This window comes from Candidatus Eisenbacteria bacterium (genome assembly GCA_016867715.1).
Classification (GTDB): Bacteria; Orphanbacterota; Orphanbacteria; order Orphanbacterales; family Orphanbacteraceae; genus VGIW01.
Genome location: VGIW01000127.1, coordinates 1 through 7,522, shown reverse-complemented (window position 1 = coordinate 7,522; position 7,522 = coordinate 1). Strand labels below are relative to the sequence as shown.

General features: G+C 68.1%; 7 protein-coding genes. All 7 read left to right on the top strand.

All coding sequences use genetic code 11. The features are described from left to right. Positions 1–118: 118 nt before the first annotated feature. Positions 119–700, top strand: coding sequence for a hypothetical protein (locus FJY73_13600; GenBank protein MBM3321692.1), 582 nt, complete (start codon positions 119–121; stop codon positions 698–700). 697 nt (positions 701–1,397) lie between these two features. Further along, on the top strand, positions 1,398–2,162 hold the full coding sequence (locus tag FJY73_13595; protein MBM3321691.1) for a class I SAM-dependent methyltransferase: 765 nt from the start codon (positions 1,398–1,400) through the stop codon (positions 2,160–2,162). A 366-nt stretch (positions 2,163–2,528) separates the two neighbouring features. Further along, positions 2,529–3,605, top strand: a complete 1,077-nt coding sequence (locus tag FJY73_13590) for a hypothetical protein (protein MBM3321690.1) — start codon at positions 2,529–2,531, stop codon at positions 3,603–3,605. A gap of 168 nt (positions 3,606–3,773) precedes the next feature. Next, positions 3,774–3,968 (top strand): hypothetical protein, encoded by a 195-nt coding sequence (locus tag FJY73_13585; protein ID MBM3321689.1) that lies wholly within the window; start codon positions 3,774–3,776, stop codon positions 3,966–3,968. A gap of 78 nt (positions 3,969–4,046) precedes the next feature. Further along, positions 4,047–5,606, top strand: coding sequence for an NAD(P)H-hydrate dehydratase (locus FJY73_13580; protein MBM3321688.1), 1,560 nt, complete (start codon positions 4,047–4,049; stop codon positions 5,604–5,606). Continuing rightward, positions 5,603–6,673, top strand: coding sequence for a thiamine-phosphate kinase (gene thiL / locus FJY73_13575; protein MBM3321687.1), 1,071 nt, complete (start codon positions 5,603–5,605; stop codon positions 6,671–6,673). Before FJY73_13580 ends, thiL begins: the two co-directional genes overlap by 4 nt. Before the next feature lie 169 nt (positions 6,674–6,842). Then, positions 6,843–7,522 (top strand): alpha/beta hydrolase (locus FJY73_13570; protein MBM3321686.1); only part of this gene is annotated, 680 nt, incomplete at its 3' end.

Genomic DNA, 7,522 nt, shown 5'->3' with positions numbered 1-7,522 from the left:
TCGACAGTGAGTTCCCGTGCGGGTCCTCCCGCGAGCCCTGTGCACTCACAGCTCGCCGCGCAGGATCGAGCGGGGTAGAATGAACTGTCTACTAGTAGTTGGGCGCACTGGGGAAGCGATGGATTTCGATGCTGAGCAGGCGATAGCCCGAGAGCTTGGTCCAGGCGAACGGTTGTTGTGGACCGGTAAGCCTCGCGGCGGTTTGGCGTGGCGCTCTTCTGATTCTTATGTCGTTCCCTTCAGCCTGGTCTGGGCCACCATCGCGACTCAAGGGGCGCGGAACGCTTTTCGCCATGACGCGCCGTGGTTTGTCCTTCTCGTTGTCTCGGGGTTCTTGGTTCTCGGAGCCTATCTGGTCTTCGGCCGGTTCGTAGTGGACGCGTTGCAGCGGCGTCACACGCAGTACGGGCTAACAGACAAGCGCGCGATCATTGTGTCGGGCGTATTCCGGCAGAATGTGAACAGCGTCGACTTGGCGATTGTGACGGATCTCACGCTGAGCATCCGCGCGGACGGTAGCGGCACAATCAGCTTCGATCCCAGCACGTACGTTCGCTGGTGGTCGCCCGGCGGGTGGTGGCCCAGCGCACCGACTGGAGCGGCGCCGGCATTCGAGATGATCGAGAGAGCGCGCGAGGTCCATCAACGTATTCGCGCGGCTCAGGAGAAATTGCGGGATCGAGGCGCCCAACACTTATAAGGCCCCCGGGCGCAAGTGAAAAGATCTCCCTGAGCCGCCGTCTTTGAGAGAGGCGACGAGGATGTCCGGTCCATCTCGACGGTCTGTCTTCGCTTCGAAGTGGGTGCGGAGATTGGGCTCCGCACCAAACACTTATCGAGGATCGTCACCGAGAGCTCATCGGCCCAAGGGTCCGGCGAGATCGGCTGAGCGAGTCCGAATGGGCTCGCGTCCTCGCCTGGAGGATGCACGCATTTTCGTCGCGAGGACGTGGAGCGCGAGTCGAGAGGCCGACCTGGACGAGCCGCTCCCGGAAGCGTAGCCCCGGAGCTACGCTAAGGAAGCGGCGACGGAAGGGAGGCCTCGTAGGCATCTTCTCGCGCGACCGAGGCGGGCACCCGTCCCGGGGGGACGGGTCGCCGAGGAAGCTCCCGGAGCGCGGAAGCGCGAAGGGAGATCCGCGGCCGCAGCAGGAAACGCGTGCATCATCAAAGCAAACCCCGTGCCCCGGCGGCCGCGCAAGGTGCACACTTCTGAGGGATTGGTGTGAACGTCGCAAGGCGGCTCGGATCCGGTTCTTCGGGGGACGCGAGGCTCATTTCCGGCGATCGGCGGGGCGTTCTCGGGATCCGGCGATCGGTGGGGCGACCCCAAGTTCCGCCGGCGGCCACGCCGCGACGCGCACGGCGAGGAGGCCGGCGAAGCGCGAGGAGATCGGATGACCACGCCCGTTCCTGTCTCTGGAGAGGAGGAAGTTCCCCGGCTCTACCGCGAGCTGGCGGACTGGTACCCGCTGTTGACCCCGGTCGGCGACTACGTCGAGGAGGCCGCATTCTACAGGCGTCTCTTCGAGACCCACTGCCGGCGACCGCCCAGGACCCTGCTTGATCTCGGCAGCGGGGGCGGCCACAATGCCGCGCACCTCAAGGGGACGCTCGTCTGCACGCTCGTCGATCGTGCGCCCGCCATGCTCGGGGTGAGCCGCCGCCTCAATCCGGAGTGCGAGCACATCCAGGGCGATATGCGCTCGATCCGGCTCGAGCGCGTTTTCGATTGCGTCCTGGTGCACGATGCGGTCAGCTACATGACCTCGCGCGCCGACCTTGTCCGCGCCATCGCCACGGCCTTCGCGCACACCGCCCCCGGCGGGATCGCGCTGTTCCAGCCGGATTTCGTCAGGGAGACCTTCACGCCGGGCATCGAGACCGGCGGCAGCGACGGGAATGGGCGGGCGCTCCGCTTTCTCGAATGGCGATGGGTTCCCGACTCGAGGACCGACATGTACGTGACCGACATGGCGTACCTATTGAGAGACGAGAACGGCGCCGTCGAGGTCGTCCACGACCGACACCGGATGGGGCTCTTTCCTCGAGCCGTGTGGCGGGAGCTCATCGCCGCCGCCGGTTTCGAGCCGCTCGCGGTCCCCTTCGCGCACCACTCGAACTGCGAGGGCGGGCATGACGTGTTCCTCGGGTTGCGGTGATTCCGGGGACACCATGCTGATTTCTCCTCTAATTCCGGGGACGCTGTCTCCATTTCGGTCTTCCTTTCGGCTTTCGGCCGGGGCTTCTTCGTGGAAAAACCCGGCCGAGGCTGGCTTCGGGTCGGAGCAGGAAGCGTCTATTCCGGGATTTCCGCGCCGGGACACGAAGACCGGAACGCCTCATCGTCCGGCGCCGATCTCGACCCCGGGTTCCGTCCCCCACCACCGGAAGTAGGCCTCCCCGACCGCCCAACCGTCTTCCCGGCACCGACTTCCGGCTCAAGATCCTCTCTCCGGGGCCGATGATCGGGGTAGCGCCGGACCGCCCGGTTCGGCCGAAAACCGGGTCGCCGGGGAGGACAGAGCTTGGGCATTCCGCGCACGCGCGCCGCGCTCGTCGTGTCGGCAGTTCTCGTGACCGCGCTCGCCGTCGTCTGGGTCGGCGTGGGCGGCCTCTCGCCGGATGGGGCGAGCCCGATCCTCGGCGGCGCCCTCCTGGCGGGCGGTCTCCTCAACTGTTTCTTCATTTATCTTGCGCGCCGGCGCCCGGCGCGGCAGGTCACCCGAAAAGAGAGGGTGAGCGCCGAGTTCCGCCACGAGGTCGAGCGCTTCCTTTCCGAGAAAGGGCACGGCGCGAGGCGGACCACGGACGAGGCCAAGCCGGCGCGCCCCGCGCCGCCCGCTCCCGAGCCCGCCGAAACGCCCCGGCCGCTCCCGCCCGCGGAGGATCTGGTCGCCCGGATCGGCGAGAACCTCGAGATCCTCGGCGGCTATCGCGAGGACCTCTCTGCGCTCCTTCGGCTTTACCGTCTCGTCGCGGACGAATCGCTCACGCTCGACGAGCGAAAGAAGACCCTCGACGAGATCAAACGCTTCGAGAAGGTGATCGCGCTCGCCTTCCTTCTCGAGGATGCGATCTCGGTGCAGGACGAAACGCGCGCCCTTCTCGTCGATCTTCGCCGCTCGCTGAGCGCCGAGGATGGAACGGTTCCGGTTCGCGAGGAGTGGACGCCGGTCGACCTCCGCGACCAGATCGAGCTGGTGATCCGCAGCCTTCCGGAAGACCGGGCGCGCTCGGCCTTCTTCGATCGCCACCTCGGCGACCTCCCGCTCATCCTCTCCCGGCCGAACACCCTCTTCGAGGCGTTCTACTACGTGCTCGACCGCTTCCTCGACGCCGCCGGCCCCGGCAAGGCAATCCACATCCGCACCGCCCAGCGCGGCGACGATGTCTGGATCGGGATCGGCGCCGGTCCGGTGGAAGGGGGCGCGCACGCCATCTGCAACGACCGTCGCGTGCAGGCGGCCGAGGAGCTCTGGAGGGAGTTGGGCGGCGAGCTCACCGTCGGCGACGGCGAGGTCCGCATCCTCCTCCCGATGCACGGCCCTGCCTCCGTCTTCTCTGATCGCGGCGCGCGAACCGCTGGCGAAAAAACAAGTTGACGCTCGCATCCTCCCGGTGATAGTTTCCCCTTCGAGTTTTTCGGGCACCGAAAACCCGCGCGGATTCGGCGTGCGTGTCCGCTCGCGAGGCGCGATCCGCGGCCGCGAGAGAGGCGCGGGCACGATCCCGGCGGAGGATTCCGGATGAGCTTGATGGGAGGAGACGGCGTGATGTTGGGAGGCTTTCCCGCGTGTAAGCAGTGCTCGAACGGCGTTCTGTTGCCTCTGTCGGATTACGGGCGGGACGGCGCGCCGATCCAGTACAAGGCATGGGTCTGCTCGAACCCGGACTGCGGGTTCAATGTCCGCATCGACAACGGCGAGATCAGCTTGGGCCGGCGCCTCGGGCAGTCGGTGAAGTAGCCGGACCCTCCCTTGCGGCCGGAGCGTTCGGCGAAAGATCCCCCGCCTCTTTCCATCTCCTTCTCGGAGCGGAGCTTCATGCAGGTTCTCACGCCGGAGGAAATGCGCCGGGCGGACCGGATCGCGATCGACGCGCTCGGCGTCCCCGGCATCGACCTGATGCGCCGGGCCGGCTCCGAGGTCGGGCGCGTCCTCCTCGATCGCTTCGGATCGTACGGAAACCGGTTCGCCGTCCTCTCCGGGAAGGGGAACAACGGCGGCGACGGGTTCGGCGCCGCCCGCTGGCTGGCGGACCGCGGTGCGCTCGTCGAGATCTTCCTCTTCGGTCGCGCCGAGGAGCTTGCCGGCGACGCGGCGGAGAGCTTCCAAGCGGCGTGCTCCCCGCGCATTCTCATCCACGAGCTTCCCGATTCGACGCAGGACGATCGCGCCGCGAGGCGGATCGAGCGGGCGGATGTCGTCGTCGACGCGCTTCTCGGGACTGGCTTCTCCGGCGCGCCGCGCGGAAGGATCGCCGAGGCGATCCGCCTCTCCCGGCGCGCGCGCGGCGTGGTCGCCGCGATCGACATCCCTTCCGGCGTGGACGGCCTCTGCGGCCTTGTCGAAGGCGAAGCGGTATGCGCCGACCTCACGATCACCCTCTGCCGCCCGAAGGTCGGGCTCTATCTCCATCCGGGGCGCGCGCACGCAGGCGAGATCGTCACGGTTCCGATCGGGATGCCGGAGAAGGCGCTCGAGGGGGCGGGAGGGCGCGCGTTTCTTTTCGACGAAGAAGCGGCGCGCCGGCTCGTCCGCCCCCGCGCGCGCGACGCGCACAAGGGGCACTTCGGGCGGATTCTGATCGCGGGAGGATCGCCGAACTATACCGGCGCGCCCCTTCTCGCGGGGCGGGCCGCGATTCGGACCGGAGGCGGGCTCGTCACGCTCGGCCTTCCCGCGTCGCTCCGCGGGGCTTACGCCGGCGCCGTCCTCGAGCTGATGACCCTCGCGCTCGCCGACGAGGACGGCTCCCACACGGAGAAGGGGGCCGCGCTTCTTCTCGCGGACCCGGGGAGGTTCGATGTGCTCGCGGTCGGGCCGGGTTTCGGGCGCGGCGATGGACCGCGCGCGTTCCTCCGGCGCGTTCTCGCCGGATGGGGAGGGCCGCTCGTCATCGACGCGGACGGCCTCCACGCGATCGCGGGGGAAAAAGACGCGATCGCCTCATCGAGAGCGCGGATCGTTTTCACGCCGCACCTCGGCGAGCTCGAGGCGCTCTCCGGCGCGCGCCGCGAGTCGATCCTCGCCGATCGGACTGGCTTCGTGCGCGAGTGGGCCGCGGCGTTTCGCGCGGTCCTTCTTCTCAAGGGGAACCCGACCCTCGTCGCCGATCCGGAAGGGATCGTTTCCATCAACACGAGCGGGAACCCGGGGATGGCGACGGCCGGATCGGGGGATGTTCTCACCGGGACGATCGCCGCTCTTCTCGGCGCCGGGCTTTCCGCGCCGGAGGCGGCGCGCCTTGGGGTGTGGCTCCACGGGCGGGCGGGGGATCGCGCCGCGGAGCGGAAGGGCGAGGCGGGCCTCGTCGCGGGCGATCTCATCGAGAGCCTTCCCGACGCGCTCCGCCCGCTCGAAGAGGAGGCCGGCGCTCGATGAGCCTGGACGAGATCGGCGAGCGCGCGATCATCCGGCGCATCCGCGAGATCGTCGGGGAACCGAGCGAGCGGACGCTTCTGGGCATCGGCGACGACGCGGCGGTGATCGACGCGGGGGGGCGGCTCCTCGTCCTCACGACCGACGCGTTCACCGAGTGGGTCCACTTCCGCTTCGATCTCATCTCCCCCGACCAGGTGGGGGAGAAGGCGCTCGCCGCCACCGTGAGCGACTGCGCCGCGATGGGGTGCGCGCCCCGGTGGGTGACGGTCGCGCTCTCGGCCCCTTCGGAGCTCTCGATCGAACGGGTGGAGGAGATCTACCACGGGCTCGCGCGCGGCGCGAGGAAGTACGGCTGCGATCTCGTCGGCGGGGACACGGTGTCGTCGATGAGCGACGTGACGCTCGCCCTCTCCGCGGTCGGCGAGCCGTTCGGAGGGAGGATCCTCGCCCGCTCCGGCGCCGAGGTCGGGGACGATGTCTTCGTCACCGGAGCGCTTGGCGGGCCGATGGCCGGTCTCTATCTTCTCCAGAACGCGCCGGAGCTCACCCTCCGCGAGGAGTTCCACGAGTCGGTCCGCCGCTACCTCGCACCCCAGGCGCGCGTCGTGGCGGCGCGCATCCTCGCGACCCGCTTCCCGGTCACGTCCCTCATCGACGTGAGCGACGGTCTCTCGGTCGACATCCATCACCTCGCGCGCGCGAGCGGGGTCGGGTTCGTTCTCGAGCGCGCGCTCATTCCGGCGGAACCCTCCGCCCTCCGCATCGCGGAAGCATTTGATGAGTCAAGCGATCTTCTCGTGCTCCACGGCGGCGAGGAGTTCGAGCTTCTCTTCACGGCCTCGCCGGGGGAGGAGGATCTCGTCGAGACGGTGCGCGCCGAAGCCGGGCTCATGGTCACCCGCATCGGAACGGTCGTCGATCGGGAGGAGGGGATCGTCCTCCTCGACGAGAGTGGAGAGGCGGAACCGTTCGAGGAGATCGGGTACGAGCACTTCGGAAAACGAGCGGGGGGCGCCGGAAAGAAGGATCGATCGCCGGAGGATGAGGAGACGGGAACGAAGCATTGAACGGGGGCGCGTCGAGGCGGCCGAATCGGACCTGTCCTGGTAACTTGTTGTTTCCAAGTAAATTAGAGCTGGACCTCCCGGGCGGTTCGTGCCCGCTTTTTTCGTTTGTCTTCTAGACATATGTGCAGTATCCTGAGGGCGAGCTTCCTCACCGATCGGAGGGTCGCCGATGGACAAAGACCGCTCCCCGGGACGAACGGAGATCCCCTTTTCCTGGGTTCTTCGCTCCCGCATCGTCACGAAGAGCACGCTCGAGGCGCTCTTCCGCGTGTTCGGCGCCAAGACGGTCCTCCCCGACCTCTTCTACATCCGCCCTCTTCTCATGGGGAGCAACTTCCTCGACATCCGCGAGGCGTTCGCGCGCATCCATTCGTGGGAGGATTGGGTGACCTCGTGGGAGAGGATCGGCGAGAAGCGGGAGACCTTCGCCCGCATCGCCGATGACGAGGGGCGCCTCGTCACCGCGGGGGAGAACCATCTCTACGCGGCGGCGGCGTTTCACATGGCGCAGCTCCCGATCTTCGAACCGGTGGAGCGGAAGCGCGCGCTCTACGCGCGGTGCGCGGCGTGCTATCGGCTCGCGGCGGCCCGCATGTCTCCCCCGGCGCAATCGGTGTCGATCCCGCATGGAACGATCGATCTTCCCGGCCTTCTCCGTCTCCCCGAGTCGAAGGGGAGATCCCCGCTTCTCGTTCTCATCTCGGGGGCGGACAGCTGCAAGGAGGAGATGCACTTCTTCGCCGACGGGCTCGCTCGGCGCGGGGTCGGAACGCTCGCCTACGACGGACCCGGAATCGGCGAGACGTGGGATCGCCTCCCGATGGGGATCGACGACGAGGGTGTCGGCGC